The following is a 19,443-nucleotide window of genomic DNA, read 5'->3' as shown; positions in this document are numbered from 1 at the left end:
AAGGCTGCTTCCAATCCGGAGGCAGCCTTTTGGTTTTAGGTACAACGCGGAGCTTGCGGATGACGTTTGCTGATGACATCCACCTTCAACACCGCCGAGCCATGACCAACGAACAAGTAAAGGGCAAGGACTTTTACGACAGCGTGCTGCAGTTTTACGATCATGCGGCAAGCTTCTCGAAGCTGGACCCCGGCATTATTGCGCAGATCCGGGCCTGCAACAGCATTTACAAGGTGAATTTCCCGGTGGAGGTAGATGGGCACGTGCAGGTGTTTGAAGGAATTCGGGTGCAACACAGCCACCACAAGCTGCCCAGCAAGGGAGGTATTCGCTACAGCGTGTATGTGGATGAGGAGGAAGTAATGGCCCTGGCTACCCTCATGACTTTTAAGTGCGCCCTGGTAGATGTGCCGTTTGGCGGAGCCAAGGGCGGCGTAAAAATTAACCCGCGCACCAGCTCCGTCCAGACGCTGGAGCGGGTTACGCGCCGCTACGCCAGTGAGCTGATTAAGAAAAACCTGATTGGGCCCGGCATGGATGTACCCGCCCCGGACTACGGTACCGGCAGCCGCGAAATGGCCTGGATTGCCGATACCTACATGGCCTTCAAGTATGGGGATACCAACGCCTTAGGGTGCGTTACGGGCAAGCCCGTAGGGCAGGGCGGTATCCGGGGGCGTACGGAGGCGACGGGCCTGGGTGTGTTCTACGGCCTGCGCGAATTACTGCAGGACGAGCCGATGCTAGAAAAAATAGGCCTGAGCAGTGGTATTGCCGGCAAGCGCATTATCGTGCAGGGGCTGGGCAACGTGGGCTATTACGCCGCGCACTTCTGCCAGGAGGCGGGTGCCCTGATTACGGGTATTGCCGAGCGGGAGGGCGCTATTTTCAACGCCAAAGGGCTGGATGTAGCCGCAGTGTTCAAGCACCGCCAGGAAACCGGCTCTATTCTGGGCTTTACCGGCGCGCAGGATATTCCTCAGTCCCTGGAGCTGCTGGAATATGAGTGCGACGTGCTGCTGCCAGCCGCGCTGGAAAATCAAATACACGAGGGCAACGCGGCGCGCATCAAAGCCAAAGTCATTGCCGAAGGTGCCAATGGCCCCACCACCAAAGACGCGGAGAAAATTCTACTGGAACGCGGCATCGTGATTCTGCCCGACCTTTACCTCAATGCGGGCGGCGTGACGGTGTCCTACTTCGAATGGCTGAAAAACCTTTCCAATGTGCGCTTTGGGCGCATGGGCAAGCGGGCGGAAGAAGCCGCCATGAAGCGCCTGGTGGATACTATTGAGCGCACCTCGGGCAAAAAAATAACCCCCGAGGAGCGGCAGCTTATTGTGCACGGCGCCGACGAAATTGACTTAGTCCGCTCCGGGCTGGAGGATACCATGATAACGGCCTACCACGCCATCCGGCAGGTAATGAAAGACGTCGAGGGCATCAACGACCTGCGCACGGCCGCTTTCTACAATGCCATTGAGAAAATAGGCGTGAGCTATCAAGCGCTGGGTATTTTCCCGTAAGCTCAAAGGCGGTATCAAATACCATAAAACCAGTGGGGCCAACCGATGTACATCGGTTGGCCCCACTGGTTTTGAGAATAGCTTCCGGCTACTTCACCACAATCTTGTTCAGCATCAGGGCCGCTGATTTCTTGTTGGGGCGGCTCACGCCGATGATGGTTTTGGCATCCAGCCAGGTCGTAAAGTCTTTCACGTAAGCCAGGTTCTGGTCGGCAGCTACATTCAGGCCTAGCTTTTTGGGTTCCGATACCACTCCGGTGCGGGCATCTACCCGGCGCAGGTACAGGTCTGACTTGCCTTTGATTTTTTCCTGGGTCACAATCTCCAGCTGGTTGCCGAAGGTGGCCATGCGGTAGCCAATACCGGCAAAGCCCTCGGCAGGCGAGGCTACCTGATCTTTGGCAATGATGGTATTCCAGGTGGGTGTCTGAAACTGGTTGTAGCCGAACAGGTGCAGCTCCCGGGCGTGTACCGGTGAGGTATCGCCACCTTCTTCATACTTCTTCTCGGCTATTACCACCAACGAGCTGTCGGGCGTCATCACCACATCGGAGAGGTACACGTCTTCCAGGCGCTTGGCACTGCCCTGCGTGGCTTTGTTCACCAGGGTCAGGTACTCAGGCTTGAAGCGGAATTCCGGCGCAAACTTCAGCTCGCCGCCCGCAGTAGGGTCAAACTTCAGGAGCTTGAGGCTGTAGTACTGGCCGGTTTCGCGCTCCGTGCAAATGGCTGCCCCCAGGATTACGCCGTTGGGGTGCATCGTGAATTTAGTATCGAACACATTCACCACTTTGCCGCCAAACGTACCGCCCACTACCACCGACATGACCTTGACATCGGGGTTATCGTTGCGGTACTGGCGCACGGCTATCTTTTTCATACCGTCCGTTACCAGCGCCACGTACTGGGTGCCGTCGTTGGCTACGTACACGGTAGGGGAAAAGAAGTCGCCCAGGTCGTGGAAATCGTAGACGCGGCTTTTAAGCTTAGTTAGCTTCTGATCGAAGATGTTCGCGCTCAGGGCCCGGATCTGCACGTCGCGGGTGAGGTAGCGGAAAGCCACGATGTGCGTGCCGTCGGGCGAAATAGCCACGCCGGGGCGCCGGTCACGCGGGGGTGCGTCCATCAGTTTTTTGGCGGCGGCTTTCTGGCCATTGTTCAGGTCCACAGCTACTACCGAGAGGTTCTGGGCGCCGGCATCTTTGTGGTGCACTACCACCAGCGCCTGCTCCTTGTTGCGGGAAAATGCCTCAATGGTTTCGCCGGCGGCCACGGGAATAATGGTTTGCCAGGCCCGCTTCAGCTCCGTGTTATAGCGCTCTACGGTGTATTCCGTGGCCGATTTATGGCCGAGTACGATGAAATCAGTGGAACCAGCCAGTGCCAGCGTCTTGTGGGGCACCCGCTGGTTGTAGCGGTCATCCGACTGTTCGGGGACGTAGCTGAAAGCGGTTTTTGCCTTTTGGGCTGTAGCCGGAGTGGCGGCAACGGTCCAGGCCAGAGCAAGACTGCTTATCCAAAAAAGAAAGTTAAGATGCACGGCAAAAGACAGTTAACAAGAAAAAATGAAAAAAAACTGAAAAAGTCTTCTTCAAAGGTATCAACTCTGTCCTCAGTTCCGTACATGGCCAACAATGCGGCGAATCGCCACTACCGCTTTTTGAAATCTTCACGAATCCTTAACCACGTTTTTTACCCTCGCTCTCCCGCTTCACCGTTCCTTTGTCTGTGCCCCCCACAGTAGAAAAGTGCTGATTGACTTATCAATAGGATTTTTTGTCCTCTAAGATGTTCCTGCATTTTGCGCCTGCATCTACCAGCCAATCATCGTACTTTTACCCCTGATTCTTTGATTTACCTCGATTTGACTACGGCTCTGGCTTAATTCTTGCCCTATCAGCCAGCGCTTATTTGAAGACCACCATCCTTATGAAATTTTTACTCAAAGCTTTTTTATTGTTCACGCTGATTGTAGTTGGTAAGCTTGCCAAGCAACCATTAACGTACGTAAATCTGGTTGCTCAAAAGCCCCAGGCAGCGCCTGCCCCTTCCACCGATAGCCATTCGTTTTTTGTGCAGCAGGTAAACCACAAGTCAGGCGACTTTCACCAGGCCCCCGGTACACCGCCTTCCTCGAGCGGTGATGAAATCTTCACTATTGAGTAATTCGAAAAGCGGAAGTGATTCCGCTTTTTTTATGCCCTATGTTGTTGGGTTTAGCTAATCCGGCTCCAGTTTACGGCCGTAGCCGGCAGCGAATCAATATGCTGCCGGATGTTGCGGTTTTCCTCGTGGTTCAGTTCCGGGTCTTCGTTCAACAATTGCTGAGCGGCGGCCCTGCTTTCAGTTAGGATGCGGCCATCTTTGGCCAAATCGGCAATGAGCAGGTCCAGCACGCCGCTTTGCTGGGTGCCCATCAGGTCTCCAGGGCCGCGTAGCTTCAGGTCGATATCGGCAATTTCGAAACCATTGTTGGTGCGCACCATGGTTTCGATGCGGGTGCGGGAGTCTTTGCTGAGCTTGTAGCCGCTCATCAGAATGCAGTAGCTCTGGTCGGCGCCCCGGCCCACGCGGCCACGCAGCTGGTGCAGCTGGGAAAGGCCAAACCGTTCGGTGCTCTCAATCACCATTACGGATGCGTTGGGCACGTTCACGCCCACCTCAATTACGGTAGTAGCCACCATAATCTGCGTTTTGCGCTCAATGAAGCGCTGCATCTCGGCGTCCTTCTCGGCAGCCGTCATGCGGCCGTGCACAATGCTGATCTGAAAGTCCGGAAAGGCCCGGGTCACGCTTTCGTAGCCGTCCATCAGGTCTTTGTAATCGGCCATGGCCTCGCTTTCCTCAATCAGCGGATACACGATGTACACCTGCCGGCCCAGCGCAACCTGGTCGCGTAGAAACTGGAACACCTTCAGGCGGTTGGAGTCAAAACGGTGCACCGTAACAATAGGCTTACGGCCGGCCGGCAGCTCATCAATAACGGACACATCCAGGTCGCCATAGAGCGTCATGGCCAGGGTGCGCGGAATGGGCGTGGCCGTCATCACCAGCACGTGAGGTATCACGTGCGGATTTTTCTGCCAGAGCTTGGAGCGCTGCGCCACGCCAAAGCGGTGCTGCTCATCCATAATGGTGAGGCCCAGGTTGCGGAACTGCACTACATCTTCCAGCAGGGCATGGGTGCCCACCAGCATATGCATCTCGCCGGAGCGCAGCTGCTCGTGCAGCACGCGCCGCTCGGCAGTGCGGGTGCTGCCCGTCAGCTTGCCTATCTTCAGTCCCAACAGGTCGGCATACTGTTTTAGCCCCACATAGTGCTGGTCGGCCAGGATTTCGGTGGGCGCCATCAGACAACTTTGCGCGCCGTTGTCGGCGGCCATGAGCATGCTGATGAAGGCCACAATGGTTTTACCCGAACCCACGTCGCCCTGCAGCAGGCGGTTCATCTGCTTGCCGGCGCAGAAGTCCTTGTAGATATCGTGAATCACCCGCTTCTGCGCTCCGGTGAGGTCGAAGGGCATGATGTTTTTGTAGAAGTGCACCAGCGTGGGCACTTCCTTGAAAATCTGGCCGGCCAGCTCAATTTTACGCTGGGTTTTCTGGCGCAGCAGCTTGAGCTGCACATAAAACAGCTCTTCAAACTTGAGGCGGAAGCGGGCGGCCTGCAGCAGCTCAGGCGACTGAGGGAAATGAATTTGCTGCAGGGCCGTGGCCTTATCCATCAGCGCATAGTGCTGTATCAGGGCCGGCGACAAGGTTTCCTGCACTTGGGGCAGGGCAATCTTCAGCAAATCGGCCACCATACGCGCAATAGCCTTGCTGTCGATGCGGTGGTAGTTCTTGAGCTTCTCGGTGGTGTTGTACACCGGCTGCAGGAAGCTCTGGCCTGGTTTGGCTTCGGTCACCTCTTCCAGCTCGGGGTGCGCCATCTGGGGGCGACCGTTGAACAGGGTGGGCTTGCCGAAGACAATGTACTCCTGGTGGTTCCGGATGATTTTCTCCAGATAGTTCACGCCCTTGAACCACACCAGCTCCAGCTCGCCGCTGGCATCAGCTACTTTGGCCACCATGCGCTTTTTAGGGCCTTCTCCCAGCACTTCGCGGTTGCGGAGCACGCCTTTCACCTGCACGTAGGGAAGGTCGTCGTGCAGGTCACAAATGTTATAGAACTGGGTACGGTCGAGGTAGCGGAACGGGTAGCGCTGAATCAGGTCGCCGTACGTGAAAATGCCCAGCTCCTTTTGCAGCAGCTGGGCTCGTTGCAGGCCCACGCCCCGCAGATACTCAATTTTGGTTTGAAAGAAATTACTCATTTAAGAGCGGTTGGCTAGGGGCTGAAAGCGAATAGCCGTCAAAACGATTCGGTAATCTAGAAACAATAGGTATGACACCCAAAGGCAGTGACCAGTGCTTGTCTACTTATATTTCAGCGTGTTAAGTAAATGTAGGATGTCCATCTTCACATACTCAATAACGGGCGCTAGGGAATCATTGGCGGTAGCTGTGCGGAAGTACAGCGCCCCCCGGAAGAAGTGCTTGGTACTATCAGTAGTATAAAACTGCAGCTGGCTCGGTACCTCTCCCTGCAGCTCAAATACCGATACGCGCATGCCGCTGGGGGTTTTCAGCAGGCTTTCATCAATAGCTGTAGCTTTGATTTCGTGCTTGCCGGTGAGCTTGCGCGCATCCTCCATCATCTTGTTGTAGAGCTTCGGGTTTTGGTGCACGTCGGTGTAAGTAATCTGCACGTTGGCTTTCAGCGTGGGATAGTACACGTTAATCCAGTGCGGCTGCGCTAGGTAAGAAGAGTCGCGCAGCACTTTGGCAAAGCGGGAGTATTCAAACGTATACGGGTGTCCGGGCGCCAGCTGCTGGTAGCGGTGCGGCGGCAGGTCAATACGGTTGAACCCCTTGGGTTTGGGCGTAAAATCGGGGGCAGAAGAGCAGCCGGTAGCTAGCAGCAGAAAGCCAAAAGCAGCACCAATGCTGCGGAGTAGAGAGGAAGCAGGCATTTGAAACAATGCGGATTTTACTCAAAGGTAGCCACTAACGGGCACTGTGCCGCACAACGCAAAAAAGCCCCGGCAAAGTGCCGAGGCTGCTTGCAAGCCGCGGAGCGGCTGTTCTGACTAGAAAGGAAGCTGGTCAAGTTCTGGCTCCTGGCGAAACGTGGTAGGCGCCGCCACAGATTGCTCTGCGGCGGGCGTATCATCGTTATGTGGGCGGCCGCCCAGCATGGAAATTTCATCGGCTACAATCTCCGTGATGTAGCGCGTCTGATTGTCCTTGTCCTGGAACTGGCGGGTGCGGAGTTTGCCTTCCACATACACCTGTTGGCCCTTTTTGAGGTACTTCTCGGCCATTTCGGCCAAGCCGCGCCAAGCAGTAATGTTATGCCACTCCGTGCGCTCTACCCGGTTGCCTTGCTTGTCTTTATAATAGTCGTTGGTGGCTAGCGTGAAGTGAGCTACACTGGTGCCGCCTTCCAAATGACGTACTTCTGGGTCTTTGCCCAGGTTACCAACCAGAATTACTTTGTTGATGCCTGCCATGGTCTGACAATGAAAATTTTAAGTATGAAATAGGGTTGTTTTCTAATAGGTTAAAGATACACATATTTCTTCAATATTCCAATAGTGTTAGCTAAAGGTTTGTTTGCCAATATAATTAGTAATTAATAACGGTTTGGGCAGTTGCTCTACTTCTTCTGCGGAGAAAGCAGCTAAGCCCGACGCTAAAAGTGACGTCTCTGATAAGGGCTCCTGCAGCCATAAAGAGTGAAACCGGGCCTCCAGCTTTTGATGGCTTAAGACCTGCCGGAAAGCAGGCGTTGGCTCTTCTACCCGGTCGGTAGCCAGCTTGCCACCCAACGCTTCTACCTGGTCAAGAATTAAATGTGCCGCCAGTTCCGGCAATTCTGTTTCTGTCAGGGCAAAATCGTAGAGTCCCTGCCAGATATCTTTCCCGGTGCGCTTCCGCATATAAATTCTATCCGCGTGGCGGAGCACCAGGTAATGGAAATAGCGGGTACGAGCGGCTTTAGCTTTACTCTTCACGGGCAGCTCCGATACCATCCCATGCTGAAAAGCATAGCACTCACTTTGCACAGGACAAAACAAGCAATCCGGCTTCAAAGGCGTGCACTGAATAGCACCAAACTCCATAATGGCCTGGTTGAACTCAGCGGGTGCATCGGCAGGAATCAGCGTATCAGCCAGCTGCTGAAACACCTTGCGGCTGGCGGGGGCGGCAATATCAGCGGAGATGCCAAACACCCGGGCTAGCACCCGGAATACGTTACCATCCAGCACCGCTACTTTTTCATCGTAAGCAAAAGAGGCAATGGCTGCGGCAGTGTATTGGCCCACGCCCCGCAGTTGCAGCAAGCCAGCATATGTACCGGGAAACTGTCCATCGAATTCCCGAACTACCTGCTGGGCAGTATGATGCATATTCCGGGCTCGGGAATAATAGCCTAGGCCCTGCCAGTGGCGCAGCACCTCATCCTCAGGAGCTGCTGCCAAGTCATGCACAGTGGAGTAAGTTGTGATAAAATCTAGGTAGTAGGGGAGGCCCTGCTTCACGCGGGTTTGCTGCAGAATTACCTCTGAAAGCCAGATGGCATAAGGGTCGCGCGTGTGCCGCCAGGGCAGGTCCCGGCGGTGGCGCGGATACCAAGCTAGCAGGGCACGAGAGAAGAAAGGATGAGCGGCAGAAGAGGAAGTAGATGTCAAAATGGTGAGGAAGAAAGGCTTGTCAGATGAACAGCATCCGACATGGATTCAGGAGAAAGTATTGTAAAACAAAAAAAGGAAACTACCTTTGTGGCCCCAATTCGTAGGCGAACCGCCTATTGGGCAAAGGCTTACGTATAGAATCGGGGAGTTTTGCCCGTATATTTTTTCACTCCATAGTACACTTACCAGCGTGACTAAAGCAGAAGTAATCGCCGAAATTGCCGAGAAGACTGGCATTGAGAAAGCAGACGTTTCGGCTACCGTAGAAGCCTTCTTCAAAGTAGTGAAGGATTCCATGGCCGATGGCAACAACATCTACGTGCGCGGCTTCGGAAGCTTCGTCAACAAAAAACGGGCGAAAAAAGTAGCCCGCAACATCTCGAAAAACACGTCGATTATCATCGACGAGCACTTCATTCCAAGCTTCAAGCCGTCGAAAACCTTCATCGGCAAGATCAAAAACAGCAAGAAGATCAAGGAGCTGGCTCAGGCATAAGTTCGTTTCTTTGTAACATTGCCGCAGCGCCGCCAGGTTTTTCTTAAAACCCGGCGGCCTGCTTTTTTCTTCGCATGGCTCGTACTTCCTCTTCGCATCAATTAATTCTGGTCCTCGTCGCTCTGGTGATAGTGGGGGCATTGTTCATGTTGCCGAAAGGAATTGTGAAGCCTAAGGAAGGCAAAGGGGAGCTGACGCAAAATGCGGCTGCCACTGCCAACCGCGACAATGGCACCGCAGCACCCTCTACAGCATCCGTAGAGGGTGCTGTGCCGGTTACGGCTAGTCCTACGCCAGAGCAGCCCCATATGGCGGCCACTCCGGCGCAGCAGAAAGAACTGGCACAGCTGCGTACGAAATACGCCGCCGCCGATGCGGCTGCTAAAACCCGCCTAGCAGGTGACCTGGCTGAGAAGTATGCCGCTGTTAATAAATTTGACAGCGCCGGATACTACTATGAGCAGGTGGCTGTAGCTCGCCCCGGGGAGCAAGCCTGGAAACGGGCCGCCGACCAATACTTCGAAGCCTTCAGCTTTGCAGCTAATGAGGAGCGGGCTAAGCAGCTGAGTGCCAAGGCACGGGAGCTGTACGAGCGGGTGCTGAAGAACAACCCCGATAACCTGGACGCCAAAACTAACTTAGGAATGGCGTTCATGGCTAGCGAAAATCCCGTACAGGGGGTTGTGCTGCTGCGCGAGGTGCTGGCCACTGACCCCCGTAACGAAAAGGCGCTCTATAACCTGGGCGTTTTGTCGTTGCAGAGCAACCAGGCCGATAAGGCTGTGGAGCGTTTCCGGGAACTGGTGAAATATCACCCCGAGAATGAAAGCGGCCAGTTTTACCTGGGAGTGGCCCTGGCGCAAACCGGCAATCGTGCCGAGGCCCGCAAGGTGTTCACCGAAGTCAAGAAAAACAGTACCGATCCGGCTCTGTCGGCATCGGTTGATCAGGAATTGCAGAAGCTGCAATAATCATTTTTTAACCCTAACTACTTTCACCCATGCCCTGCGGTAAAAAAAGAAAGCGTCATAAGATTGCTACCCACAAACGCAAGAAGCGTCTGCGCAAGAACCGTCACAAGAAGAAGTAAGCCTTCCGGGGTTTGCTGGCGGGCGTAACGCACTGCGTTTAAGCGTCCGTCTATCTCTCATGTAATATCCCCGAGAGTGGCTAACTGTGCGCTTTCCCCGTGGCTTGGAAGGGAAGCTGGTGCTCTTTGCACTGGCTTCCCTTTGCGGGTTTCTGGTCAGACCATAGTGTTACAAACTCGGCGATATACCTTAAACAGCCTAATCCATTGAGTAACGAATTAATCATTAATTCTACTCAGGACGGAGAACGGATTGCTCTGCTCCAGGACAAGCGGCTCATCGAATATCATTTCGACCGCAACGACACCAATTATTCTGTTGGTGACATTTTCCTGGGCACGGTCAAGAAAGTTATGCCCGGTCTGAACGCCGCGTTCATTGATATCGGGTATCAAAAGGATGCTTTTCTACACTACGGCGACTTGGGGGAGAACTTCCCCTCGCTCACCAAGTGGGTGAAAGGTGTTCAGTCGCAGAAAATTACCGTCGGCCCCCTGAAAACCTTCCAGTTTGACGGGCAGCAAGACAAAGTCGGCAAGATTGCTGACACCGTGAAAAAGGGCCAGCAAATGCTGGTTCAAATCGTCAAGGAGCCCATTTCTACGAAGGGCCCGCGCCTGTCCACGGATATTTCCATGGCCGGCCGCTACCTCGTGTTGGTGCCCTTTTCCAATACCATCAGCGTTTCCAAGAAAATTGTCAGCCGTACGGAGCGGGAGCGTCTCAAGCGTCTCATTGCCTCCATTAAGCCCGACAATTTTGGCGTCATCATCCGCACCGTAGCCGAAGGCCGCGAGGTGGCTGAGCTCGACAAGGATATGCAAAGCATGGTGGATAACTGGAACCAGCTCTACCAAACCTTGCGCACGGCTAAGCCGAACGACAAGGTGCTGGGTGAGCTGGGCCGGACCAGCTCCATGCTGCGTGATATGCTCAACGAGTCGTTCGATGCCATTACCGTGGACTCGGCGCCGATGTACGAGGAGATGCGTAGCTACCTCCAGAAAATTGCGCCCGATAAGTTAGGGCTGCTCAAGCTCCACAACGCCAAAGTGAAGGTGTTTGAGCAGCACGGCATTGAAAAGCAGCTGAAGTCGCTGTTTGGCAAAACCGTGACGGTGCCGGGCGGTGGTTACCTCGTTATCGAGCACACTGAAGCCCTGCACGTTATCGACGTAAACTCGGGCAATAAGAGCAACCAGGAAGGCGACCAGGAGGCCACGGCTCTCATGATCAATATGCTGGCGGCGAAGGAAGTGGCCCGGCAGTTGCGGCTGCGTGATATGGGCGGCATTATTGTGGTCGATTTCATTGATATGAAGTCGGCAGATAGCCGCAAGAAGGTGGAAGACGCGGTGAAGGACATTATGAAGCACGATAAAGCGCGCTTCACCATTCTGCCCATCACCAAGTTTGGTCTGCTCCAGATTACGCGGCAGCGCGTGCGCCCCGCCGAGAACATTATAACCGGTGAGGTGTGCCCCACCTGTGGTGGCACGGGCAAGATTTCCGCTTCTATTCTGGTAACGGATGAAATCGACAACAGCATTGAAGACCTCCTGGTAACTCAAAACCAAGCGGGCATCACGCTGTATGTGCATCCGTTCCTGCACGCCTACTATACTAAAGGCCTTGTAAGCCGGCAGATGAAGTGGTACCTGAAGTACTACAAGTGGGTGAAGATTATGAAGGACACGTCCCTTGGTCTGACGGAATACCGCATCGAAGACGAGCACGGCGAAGATATTGCGCTGCACTCGGCCGCCGCGGCTATGAGCCGGCTACAGGACCGTGAAATAGAAATTACAGACTGACGGTTTTTCTGCGAAAACCCCGCCTGAAGACGAAGGAAAGCCCGCGCTGCTAGTAGCAACGCGGGCTTTTTTATGTAGTTAGCGCTGCGCCAAGCGGCAGCGTGCGCACCGGTTTAGAACTTCAGACCCAGATCTAAGGCAAACTCACTATTCTTAAGTACTACATTTTTTAAGCCACGCTCATCGCCATAATAGTTGTCGATGTTGGGTAGGCCGCGCTGGTAGTGCAGGCCCGCGAATACCTTGGTGCTCTGGCCCACCTGATACTCGCTGCCAAAGCCAATCATCACACCGAAGTCGGGTACCAGCAGGAATTTGTTGGCTTTGAATACTTCATTATTGTTGCCGGGGTCGGTGTATTCTTTTTCACCGTTGATGCGGGTACCGATGTTGGCCCCAACCACACCACCCAGCTGGAAATAGAGCTTCGTATCGGTGGCTATATCATTGGTGAAAAGCTTCATGGTAAGCGGAATCTGCAGATACTGAGCCGTGATTTTGGTCGTCTGCGCGGTACCGGTACCCGGGTCGTTGTAGCTGATGGTGCCCCCTTTGCCGGCCAGCTCCAAGCCTGAGCTAAAGGCATAGTTCTCGCCAAAGAAGTAATCTACCACCAGTCCGCCGCCCAAGCCTAGCTTGGACTTGTCTTTCTGGAAGTTATTCGACGAGCCATCGGCCCGCAGATACGCAATGGAAGGAGATACCTTCAGGCCAATTTCTACTTGTGCCGAAGCAGCGGTAGCAGTAACGCCCAACAGGAGGAGGGCCAGCAACGTCTTTTTCATAGAAAAGCAAGGAAAAACGGGGTCAGACAATAGCGCCCGTAGCGCGGCGTTTCGTTTTGGCTAATTTCGCCCTAAAGATAGAAGCGTGAAGTTCATTCTCCCCCACATGCGCCCGTTGTTTCACTTTCTGCCGTGGCTATGCGCCATTGGCCTGCTGGCTGGCTGCAGCCGCGATACGTCCTCGTGTGAGTTGGACCCGGCCGTGGCCCGGGTAGAGGCCCCGGTGCAGATGGAGGATCTGACGCGCCCGTTTTTTAAAATTAAGACACCGGCTGATGCCAAGCGCTTTCTAGCAACGGAGCCTTTGTTTGCTACGCACTTCCTGCAGCGCCGGCAGTATCCCTCAGAAGATGTGCTGGCCCAGCGCCTAACCCAGCTGGCTGCCAACGAAGGCCTGCAGAAGCTAGGCCGTGAAACAGAAGCAGCTTTCAAGGATACTGCCGCTCTGCAGCGCCACCTGCACCAGGCCTTCCAGCATGTGCGCTTCTATTTCCCTGATTTCCGGGTGCCACCCGTAAAGACCTTCGTGAGCGGGCTGAGCCAGGACGTATTTGTGAACGACAGCCTGCTGGTGCTGGGGCTTGACTTTTTTGTGGGCCCCAAGGCCAGCTACCGACCCAACGTGCCCGAGTATATTGCCCGCCGCTACACGCCGGAACATTTGCTGCCTACCGTGATGCTGGCCGTATCCAGTAAATACAACCGCAAGCAACTCACCAATCAAACCATGCTGGCCGAGATGGTACAGTTTGGCAAGGCACTATACTTCGCCGAAAAAATGCTGCCCTGCACGCCCGATTCCCTGCTGATTGGCTACACCGCTAAAGAACTGGATGGGGTAAATTATAATGAGGGCAAAGTGTGGGGCCATTTCATTGAGAAGAACCTGCTGTATAATACTACGCCCTTCGTGATACAGAAGTATGTGGGGGAACGGCCCGACGTACCGGAAATTGATAAGACTGCGCCTGGTCGTATTGGTGCGTGGGTAGGCTGGCAGATTGTGCGCAAGTACATGGCTGAGAATCCCAAAGTGACGCTGCCGCAACTGATGGCTAACAAAGACGCGCAGCAGATCCTCAACCAGTCGCGCTACCGTCCGCAGAAGCGGAAATAGCTCTGGATGAAGTACCAGGCTGCTTAATTGGACTCCGGAGCCATTTGCATATCTCCTTTCAGAATTAGCCGGTGCACATCCTCGTTTTCAGCCAGTATCATACCAACCCCGACTGCCCGGCTACCAGCCGGCATTACTCCCTGTTAGCGCACATTGCCCGCCACCACCGGGTCACGCTCATCACCACGCGCACTTGGGAGCGGCAGCGCCTGACGCAGGAGTTTCCGTGGCTGCCGGCAGGAGTAGAAATGCACGCGGCTGATATACCGTATCATAATAAGATGGGCACGGCCCGGCGCGTACTGGCCTTTGGGCAATACGTGGCGTATGCTTTCCGGCAAGGGTTAAAAGTGGATAAGCCCGATGTTATCTGGGGCATTTCTACGCCTCTTACCGCCGCCTGGGTAGCGGCCCAGGTGGCACGCCGGCGTCATGTACCCTGGGTGTTTGAGGTGCAGGATCTATGGCCTTCCTTTCCTATTGCAATGGGGGCCGTGCCCACGCGCTGGGCTCGGCAACGCTTGTTTGCCATGGAGAAGAGTCTTTACCAAAGCGCTGCCCATATTCTGCCGCTCTCACCAGACATGACGCGCTACATTACCGACTTGGGGATTCCCGCTGCCAAGGTAACTACCGTGCTTAATGGCACCGACCTGGATCTGGCTGCCCACGCTACGGATGAGGCAGTAGCTATGCTACGGCAGGAGTATGGCCTGGAGGGGAAACAAGTGGTGCTATATGCCGGCACTTTCGGGCGGGCTAATGATATACCAACCCTAGTGGCAGCCGCGGAGGCGCTGGCTGTGCAGAATCCTGCCGTGTGCTGGCTTTTTATGGGGCTAGGCTACCACGAGTCGCTGATACGAGCGGCTGCCGCGCGCTGCCCCGCAATCCGGCTGGTACAGACGCAGCCGCGCCACGCGGTATTCACGTGGTTCCGGATGGCCGCAGTATCCATAGTGGCTTTTCTGGAGATGCCCGTGCTGGATGCTAATTCTCCCGCTAAGTTCTACGACAGCCTGGCCGTAGGTACCCCCGTGATAGTAACCAACCAAGGTTGGACAAAGGCATTTGTGGAGCAGCACGGGGCCGGATGGTTTGTCCCCGCCGGGCAGCCCCATACACTGGCCACCACGCTACAGCAACTACTGTCTGAACCGGACCAGCTACGTATTGCCGGTCAGCGTGGCCAGCAAGCAGCCCGGCAATTATTTGACCGACAGCAGATTGCTTCTACCATGCAAAAGGTACTGGAGACCGTAGCAGGGGCTCAATAGAACCTTGTGCTGGTTAAAGCCAGTTTTATACTAAGTTGTGCTAAATAGAAAATTTTATTCGGCTGTACCCTCGTTTTCCAGCTGTTCTGCGGTGTTTAAGCCAAGTGCTGCCGTAGGCTTCACCACCTTCTGATAGTAGGCACAGATATCCGTGAGCGGGCAGATCCCGCATTTGGGGTGCCGCGCCACGCAGATGTAGCGACCGTGCAAAATAAGCCAGTGATGCGCTTTGTTAACCAACTCTACCGGGATATACCGTACCAGCTCTTTCTCTACTGCCAGCGGGGTAGTAGCTGTTTTACTAACCAAACCCAGCCGGTGCGATACACGGAACACGTGCGTATCCACGGCCATGGCCGGCAGGTTGTAAATCACCGACATCACGACATTAGCCGTCTTGCGGCCTACCCCGGGCAGGCGCTGCAAATCTTCCAGCTGGCTGGGTACTTCTGAGTTGAAATCCTGCACCAGCAAGCGGCCCAAGCCAGTCAGATGCTTGGCCTTGTTGTTGGGATAAGATACACTCCGGATAAAAGGAAAAATCTCCTCTACAGAAGCTGCGGCCAGATGTTCAGGCGTGGGGAACTGCTCAAAAAGAGCCGGCGTAACCAGGTTCACGCGCTTATCAGTGCATTGGGCACTGAGCACCACGGCCACAATCAACTCGTACGGGCTGCGGTAGTGCAGCTCGGTTTCGGGGGCAGGAAAGTGGGTGGTGAAGTAGTCCAGAAAGCGGCGAAACCGCTCGGTCTTACGCATAAAAAAGAAAAGCCGCGCCCTTAGGACGCGGCTAAAAATGTACGCGAATACTGTAGAATAGACTGGGTAGTACCAGTGCTGGGCGTGGTGCGCACGCCATCCAGCACCCGTTGGGCTAGCAATAGATCAGCGCACTGGCCCGCCAGTTCGGCATCGTGGGTCAGGGCTTGCTCCAGGCCGGCTTGTTCATCAGCCGGCAATTCGTTGTATACGTACCGGAGCAGTTTCTCTTGGGTAAAGGTTTTGATCATAGAAGACAGGTTGTGCGGCCATTTTCTTCCGCAGATTGATCAGCGCGTAGCGCATACGCCCCAGCGCCGTGTTGATGCTTACCCCTGTCGCATCCGCAATTTCCTGAAAGCTCATGTCGCCGTAATGGCGCATCACCAGCACTTCTTTCTGCGCGGCGGGCAGGTCCTGTATTAACTCCCGCAGCCGGCTATAGGTTTCTTCGCGGGTGAGGACCGCTTCCGCACCCTCCTCGGCGTGCGAGAGAGAGTTGAAAGCGTGGCTCGAGGTGTCGAGATTGAGCAGCGGGCTGCGCTTCTCCCGACGGAAGAAATCAATGGCCAGGTTGTGGGCAATACGGCCAATCCACGACGAGAACTTGCCTTCCTCGTTGTAGCGGCCGCTTTTCATGGTATGTATAGCCTTGATAAAGGTGTCCTGTAGCAGATCCTCGGCCACAGCTTCGTCCCGCACGATTAACATAATCGTGGTAAAGACGCGGCTTTTGTGCCGGTTCAACAACAGTTCGAAGGCTTCTTCTTTTCCGTTGATATAGAGCGAAATCAACGCGGAATCGCTCGGCTGCATGGTTTCCATAAAGGCTACGAATAAGGGAACGTAGAGCTTTAAGCCATATTGTGCAGCTAGGGGAGAAAGAAGGAAATTTTGGGATGAAGGAAAAACTATCCTGACCAAATGTAAAGAACCAATCGCCCAAACACAATGCCAGATAAGAATAAAAGCAGAAATTTTTCACATGTTCCTGAACCCGTGCAATTGTTCAGTTCGGCTTTCTATTGACTCAAAATACTGAAAAAAGCATTGGAAGCAAACAAAAAAGCCCGCACGGGGCGGGCTTTTTTGTTTTAAGTAGCCTTTCTTACGGCTTAATGGGTGTTTCCAGCGCATTTAGCTGCGCATCTAGGCGGGCAGCTTCCGGAGATGCCGGTACTGCCTGTGCCGTGCGCTGCGCCAGTCGGTCGGTGAGTTGCTGTAACAAAGCGGCTTTGCGCTCCAGGCGCTGCAGGGCGGTAGCTGCCTCCGCGGGTACGGCATTGGGCAGGCTGATAACGGTTCCGGTGTAGCCGGTTACCATTTGGTCTAGCTGCTGAATGGTAGCCGCCGTCAGCATATCATCACTAAGGCCTACAATCTCGCCCTGCATGTTAATAGCGCGGCCATTGGGCAGCTGCTGCCGGGTGCCGCTGGTGGTTACAATTTGCCCATCGGGATGCACCGTAGTACCGTTATTGAGTTTGAGGGAGGAGGACAAACGGCTGATCTTGCCGCCTTGAATGCGCATCATGACGCCTTTGCGACGAAACGCGCCGTCTTTCAGGGAAATCCGCACGGTTTGCTGGCTGGTAGCTGCTGGCTGGGTTTGGGCAGAGGCAGTAGTATGTATACAGAAGGCGGCCAGAAAGCAAAGTGTAGTGAGGCGTAGCATAGGGAGCAGGTAGAAACGGCAGACAATAAAAAAGCGAAACCGGTTGGATTTCGCTTAGTACGCAAATCAATAGAATAAGTCGATTCAGGCGGCTTGCTCCTGCAGGCGGGTTTGGTGCAGCCATTCGGTGGCCTGCCGCTCATCCGTAAACAGGCGTATCAGACTTTGTTCGGTATTGCCCAAGAGCTGCTCCGGTGCCTGCTGCAAAAGCTCCAGGTGGTCAGGAGAAACAAAGTAAGAGAGGTATAAACAGCCTTGCAGCTCTTGGGCAGCATTCGGGAAAAAGGTGTGCTTCACCCATTGCGTTAGCTCGGCGCTAATGGGGCCGCGGCGGCGTAAATCCAGCAACCAATAACGCACCTTATACAGCGCCGCTATCGACAGCAGCTCCTGGTATCCCTGCCGTAACTCTTCCGGCGTGACGGTGCGCAGCCAGCGGGCCACCAGTACTGAAGTAGAGGGCTGATGTGAAAAGGCAAGATAATCGACCATAGCAAAGCGCATTAAGCGGTATCTATCAAATCAGCAGGCTACAAACGCAGCACAGGTACCCGATGCCTAAAGGCATTGGGATGAGAAGTGGCAGCTAGGTGGAGGGAGGCGGTGGCGCCTTGGGAAAACCGGCAGGGGAGAGGGACAGAGGCCCGAAATCAAAGCCACACCGGCAGAGCAGGAAGAATAAGTCAATAATACGCAGAATCCCTGCCTAAATCAAGACGGGCGAATAAGCTGCCCTTATTCTATACTTCAGTACCGGTTTAGCCTACCTTTGCCGGCTCTGCGAAATCCGTTATGACAGCTTCTTCCAGCCTTCCAACCGCGCCACGGCATGACCCCTATGCTGCCTTGCGCATTCCTGAGTTTAGGCGCCTGATTGGCGCGCGCGTGTGTCTGGTGGTAGCTACCCAGATGCAGGCCGTAGTGGTGGGCTGGCAGATTTATCAATTGACGAAAGACCCCCTCGCCCTGGGCCTTATTGGCCTGGCCGAAGCCGTGCCCAGTATTGTCGTCTCGCTGTATGCCGGCCACCTGGCCGACTCCGTGCGTCGCAAGAATATTATTCTGGCGGCGGTAGTTGTGTTGCTGTTTTGTGCGGCGGCGCTACTGTCGTTTACCCGCCCAGAAGGTGCCGGCCTACTGCTGCGTTACCATGCTCTGCCTTTATATGCGGTAATATTTACCAGTGGGCTGGCACGAGGCTTCCTGGGACCGGCGCTGTTCTCCTTTATGCCCCAGCTGCTGCCAGACCGGGAGCGGCTGGCCAATGCTATTACCTGGAACAGCTCTACCTGGCAGGCGGCCGCCGTGCTGGGGCCTGCTATTGGAGGCTTAGTATATGCGAAGCTGGGTATTTCGGCCGCTTACCTGACCGATGTAGTGCTGACTATTCTTTCCCTGGCGTTATTTCTCAGTATTGCGGGCCGGCCCCTGCCACCCATTGAGGGCCAGCGGCTGGGCCTGAAGGAAAGCGTGCTGAGCGGCGCCAGGTTTATTTTCCAGAATCAGATTGTGCTGGCGGCCTTGTCATTGGACTTGTTTGCCGTGCTGTTTGGCGGTGCCGTAGCGCTATTACCCATTTTTGCCGATGAGATTCTGCACACCGGGGCCGATGGGCTGGGCTACCTGCGCGCTGCGCCCGCCGTAGGCTCGGTACTAATGGCGGTGCTACTTACCTATTTTCCGCTGCGCCGACATGCCGGCCGCAAGCTCTTGTGGGCTGTAGCGGGCTTTGGTGTGGCCACCATCTTATTTGCCTTGTCCCGGAATTTCTGGCTTTCCTTGATGCTGCTCTTTATGACGGGCATCTTTGATTCCGTGTCCGTGATTGTGCGCTCTACGCTGCTGCACACCTTTACGCCGGAATACATGAAAGGGCGGGTTTCGGCGGTAAACAACATTTTCATTGGCTCCTCCAACGAAATAGGCGCCTTTGAGTCGGGCGCGACGGCGCGCTTGCTGGGGGTAGTTACCTCGGTGGTTGTAGGCGGCACCATGACGCTGGTGGTAGTAGCCATAACGGCCTGGCGCGCTAATCAGCTCCGTACTTTGGACTTATCCCCAAAAGAAGAAACAGAACCAGTAAAGGCCTGACATCAGAGCGCAAAGTAGCTTGCTCTTAGGCCACAGGCTAATGATTATTCTACCGGTATTATGGGTAGAAGC

General features: G+C 54.8%; 19 protein-coding genes. 8 read left to right on the top strand and 11 right to left on the bottom strand.

Annotation, left to right across the window (positions count from 1 at the left end):
* Positions 1-101 precede the first annotated feature (101 nt).
* Positions 102-1,526: a Glu/Leu/Phe/Val family dehydrogenase gene (locus tag Q4G72_RS15725; protein WP_303312381.1), complete on the top strand. Its 1,425-nt coding sequence runs from the start codon at positions 102-104 to the stop codon at positions 1,524-1,526.
* Between the two features lie 88 nt (positions 1,527-1,614).
* On the opposite strand, the gene Q4G72_RS15720 is transcribed toward Q4G72_RS15725, so the two are convergent.
* Positions 1,615-3,066 (bottom strand): hypothetical protein, encoded by a 1,452-nt coding sequence (locus Q4G72_RS15720; RefSeq protein ID WP_303312380.1) that lies wholly within the window; start codon positions 3,064-3,066, stop codon positions 1,615-1,617.
* Positions 3,067-3,455: 389 nt separating this feature from the next.
* Between Q4G72_RS15720 and Q4G72_RS15715 the strand changes: the two genes are divergently transcribed.
* Positions 3,456-3,692: a hypothetical protein gene (locus tag Q4G72_RS15715; protein WP_303312379.1), complete on the top strand. Its 237-nt coding sequence runs from the start codon at positions 3,456-3,458 to the stop codon at positions 3,690-3,692.
* 50 nt (positions 3,693-3,742) lie between these two features.
* On the opposite strand, the gene recG is transcribed toward Q4G72_RS15715, so the two are convergent.
* The 4 genes from recG to mutY form a co-directional block, all read right to left on the bottom strand.
* Complete coding sequence (gene recG / locus Q4G72_RS15710; protein WP_303312378.1) at positions 3,743-5,842, bottom strand: ATP-dependent DNA helicase RecG; 2,100 nt, start codon at positions 5,840-5,842, stop codon at positions 3,743-3,745.
* Between the two features lie 102 nt (positions 5,843-5,944).
* Entirely contained in the window at positions 5,945-6,541 is a 597-nt protein-coding gene (gldD, locus tag Q4G72_RS15705; protein ID WP_303312377.1) for a gliding motility lipoprotein GldD, read from the bottom strand.
* Between the two features lie 117 nt (positions 6,542-6,658).
* Positions 6,659-7,081, bottom strand: a complete 423-nt coding sequence (locus Q4G72_RS15700; protein WP_303312376.1) for a single-stranded DNA-binding protein — start codon at positions 7,079-7,081, stop codon at positions 6,659-6,661.
* Between the two features lie 87 nt (positions 7,082-7,168).
* Complete coding sequence (gene mutY, locus Q4G72_RS15695) at positions 7,169-8,263, bottom strand: A/G-specific adenine glycosylase (RefSeq protein ID WP_303312375.1); 1,095 nt, start codon at positions 8,261-8,263, stop codon at positions 7,169-7,171.
* Between the two features lie 193 nt (positions 8,264-8,456).
* Here mutY and Q4G72_RS15690 point away from each other — a divergent pair, with 193 nt between their 5' ends.
* From Q4G72_RS15690 to Q4G72_RS15680, 3 genes are all read left to right on the top strand, one after another.
* Positions 8,457-8,762: an HU family DNA-binding protein gene (locus tag Q4G72_RS15690; RefSeq protein WP_044511619.1), complete on the top strand. Its 306-nt coding sequence runs from the start codon at positions 8,457-8,459 to the stop codon at positions 8,760-8,762.
* 74 nt (positions 8,763-8,836) lie between these two features.
* Positions 8,837-9,733, top strand: coding sequence for a tetratricopeptide repeat protein (locus Q4G72_RS15685; RefSeq protein WP_303312374.1), 897 nt, complete (start codon positions 8,837-8,839; stop codon positions 9,731-9,733).
* A gap of 326 nt (positions 9,734-10,059) precedes the next feature.
* Positions 10,060-11,667 (top strand): Rne/Rng family ribonuclease, encoded by a 1,608-nt coding sequence (locus Q4G72_RS15680; protein WP_303312373.1) that lies wholly within the window; start codon positions 10,060-10,062, stop codon positions 11,665-11,667.
* 113 nt (positions 11,668-11,780) lie between these two features.
* Here Q4G72_RS15680 and Q4G72_RS15675 read toward each other — a convergent pair whose 3' ends face one another.
* Positions 11,781-12,452, bottom strand: a complete 672-nt coding sequence (locus tag Q4G72_RS15675; protein ID WP_303312372.1) for a porin family protein — start codon at positions 12,450-12,452, stop codon at positions 11,781-11,783.
* A gap of 106 nt (positions 12,453-12,558) precedes the next feature.
* On the opposite strand from Q4G72_RS15675, the gene gldB reads away from it, so the two are divergent.
* Together gldB and Q4G72_RS15665 are read left to right on the top strand one after the other, a co-directional pair.
* The gene (gene gldB, locus Q4G72_RS15670) at positions 12,559-13,569 is read left to right on the top strand and encodes a gliding motility lipoprotein GldB (RefSeq protein ID WP_303312371.1); all 1,011 of its coding nucleotides are present in this window, start codon (positions 12,559-12,561) and stop codon (positions 13,567-13,569) included.
* 71 nt (positions 13,570-13,640) lie between these two features.
* Entirely contained in the window at positions 13,641-14,846 is a 1,206-nt protein-coding gene (locus Q4G72_RS15665; RefSeq protein WP_303312370.1) for a glycosyltransferase family 4 protein, read from the top strand.
* Between the two features lie 54 nt (positions 14,847-14,900).
* On the opposite strand, the gene nth is transcribed toward Q4G72_RS15665, so the two are convergent.
* The 5 genes from nth to Q4G72_RS15640 form a co-directional block, all read right to left on the bottom strand.
* Positions 14,901-15,605, bottom strand: a complete 705-nt coding sequence (gene nth, locus Q4G72_RS15660; protein ID WP_303312369.1) for an endonuclease III — start codon at positions 15,603-15,605, stop codon at positions 14,901-14,903.
* Between the two features lie 20 nt (positions 15,606-15,625).
* Positions 15,626-15,856, bottom strand: coding sequence for a hypothetical protein (locus Q4G72_RS15655; RefSeq protein ID WP_303312368.1), 231 nt, complete (start codon positions 15,854-15,856; stop codon positions 15,626-15,628).
* Positions 15,795-16,430: an RNA polymerase sigma factor gene (locus Q4G72_RS15650; RefSeq protein ID WP_303312367.1), complete on the bottom strand. Its 636-nt coding sequence runs from the start codon at positions 16,428-16,430 to the stop codon at positions 15,795-15,797. Before Q4G72_RS15650 ends, Q4G72_RS15655 begins: the two co-directional genes overlap by 62 nt.
* Positions 16,431-16,713: 283 nt before the next feature.
* Complete coding sequence (locus Q4G72_RS15645) at positions 16,714-17,280, bottom strand: DUF6799 domain-containing protein (RefSeq protein WP_303312366.1); 567 nt, start codon at positions 17,278-17,280, stop codon at positions 16,714-16,716.
* Between the two features lie 84 nt (positions 17,281-17,364).
* Positions 17,365-17,772: a hypothetical protein gene (locus Q4G72_RS15640; RefSeq protein ID WP_303312365.1), complete on the bottom strand. Its 408-nt coding sequence runs from the start codon at positions 17,770-17,772 to the stop codon at positions 17,365-17,367.
* Positions 17,773-18,072: 300 nt separating this feature from the next.
* Here Q4G72_RS15640 and Q4G72_RS15635 point away from each other — a divergent pair, with 300 nt between their 5' ends.
* Positions 18,073-19,371 carry an MFS transporter gene (locus Q4G72_RS15635; protein WP_303312364.1) on the top strand — a complete coding sequence of 433 codons (1,299 nt, stop codon included), beginning with the start codon at positions 18,073-18,075 and terminating at the stop codon, positions 19,369-19,371.
* The last annotated feature ends 72 nt before the right edge of the window (positions 19,372-19,443 follow it).

The sequence above is a fragment of the Hymenobacter sp. BT730 genome (assembly GCF_030542105.1).
Lineage (GTDB): Bacteria > Bacteroidota > Bacteroidia > Cytophagales > Hymenobacteraceae > Hymenobacter.
This window is presented reverse-complemented; position numbering and strand designations above follow the sequence as displayed.

Excerpts from the sequence above, each read along its gene's own strand:
- Q4G72_RS15725 (WP_303312381.1), top strand. The coding sequence starts at position 102 with ATGACCAACGAACAAGTAAAGGGCAAGGACTTTTACGACAGCGTGCTG.
- Q4G72_RS15715 (WP_303312379.1), top strand. The coding sequence starts at position 3,456 with ATGAAATTTTTACTCAAAGCTTTTTTATTGTTCACGCTGATTGTAGTT.
- recG (WP_303312378.1), bottom strand. The coding sequence starts at position 5,842 with ATGAGTAATTTCTTTCAAACCAAAATTGAGTATCTGCGGGGCGTGGGC.
- gldD (WP_303312377.1), bottom strand. The coding sequence starts at position 6,541 with ATGCCTGCTTCCTCTCTACTCCGCAGCATTGGTGCTGCTTTTGGCTTT.
- Q4G72_RS15700 (WP_303312376.1), bottom strand. The coding sequence starts at position 7,081 with ATGGCAGGCATCAACAAAGTAATTCTGGTTGGTAACCTGGGCAAAGAC.
- Q4G72_RS15685 (WP_303312374.1), top strand. The coding sequence starts at position 8,837 with ATGGCTCGTACTTCCTCTTCGCATCAATTAATTCTGGTCCTCGTCGCT.
- Q4G72_RS15675 (WP_303312372.1), bottom strand. The coding sequence starts at position 12,452 with ATGAAAAAGACGTTGCTGGCCCTCCTCCTGTTGGGCGTTACTGCTACC.
- gldB (WP_303312371.1), top strand. The coding sequence starts at position 12,559 with ATGCGCCCGTTGTTTCACTTTCTGCCGTGGCTATGCGCCATTGGCCTG.
- nth (WP_303312369.1), bottom strand. The coding sequence starts at position 15,605 with ATGCGTAAGACCGAGCGGTTTCGCCGCTTTCTGGACTACTTCACCACC.
- Q4G72_RS15655 (WP_303312368.1), bottom strand. The coding sequence starts at position 15,856 with ATGATCAAAACCTTTACCCAAGAGAAACTGCTCCGGTACGTATACAAC.
- Q4G72_RS15650 (WP_303312367.1), bottom strand. The coding sequence starts at position 16,430 with ATGGAAACCATGCAGCCGAGCGATTCCGCGTTGATTTCGCTCTATATC.
- Q4G72_RS15645 (WP_303312366.1), bottom strand. The coding sequence starts at position 17,280 with ATGCTACGCCTCACTACACTTTGCTTTCTGGCCGCCTTCTGTATACAT.
- Q4G72_RS15640 (WP_303312365.1), bottom strand. The coding sequence starts at position 17,772 with ATGGTCGATTATCTTGCCTTTTCACATCAGCCCTCTACTTCAGTACTG.
- Q4G72_RS15635 (WP_303312364.1), top strand. The coding sequence starts at position 18,073 with ATGACAGCTTCTTCCAGCCTTCCAACCGCGCCACGGCATGACCCCTAT.